Source organism: Nonomuraea deserti, from assembly GCF_004348685.1.
GTDB classification, from domain to species: Bacteria; Actinomycetota; Actinomycetes; order Streptosporangiales; family Streptosporangiaceae; genus Nonomuraea; species Nonomuraea deserti.
In genome coordinates this window covers 1-453 of sequence record NZ_SMKO01000458.1, presented here as the reverse complement: position 1 = coordinate 453, position 453 = coordinate 1, and the positions used below count along the sequence as shown (strand labels likewise).

1 protein-coding gene is annotated in these 453 nt (G+C 72.2%); it reads left to right on the top strand.

The window, feature by feature from the left end; all coding sequences use genetic code 11:
• On the top strand, positions 1–453 hold a 453-nt coding region (locus E1292_RS50670), incomplete at both ends, for a TonB-dependent receptor domain-containing protein (RefSeq protein ID WP_132606901.1).

Below are 453 nucleotides of genomic sequence, written 5' to 3'. Positions count from 1 at the left end.
CCAACAGCGGTCCCAACTACGGGCTGGAGGCGGCGCGCAGCCGGCAGTTCGAGGTCGGAGCCAAATGGCAGGGCGCCGTCCACCGCGTGGAAGCCGCCTGGTTCGACGCGCGCACGCGCGGCGAGATCGTGCCGGCCGCCACGGTGAATGGCCGCACCGTGTACCAGAACGCCGATTCGGTGCGCCGCCGCGGCATGGAGCTGTCCTGGAGCGCGAGCGCCGGGGCGTTCACGCCGCGCGCGGCCTATACCTACCTGGACGCGTTCTTCGGCAGTGCCTACACGGGCGCGGGCGGTACGGCGGTGGCGGAAGGCAACCGCCTGCCGGGCACGGCGCGGCACGTGGCGCGGCTCTCGCTGGACTATGCACCCAACGCCGCATGGACCGTCGGCGCGGCCGTGGACCTTTCCGCCAAGGCCTATGCCAACGATACCAACACCGAATCCGCCCCCG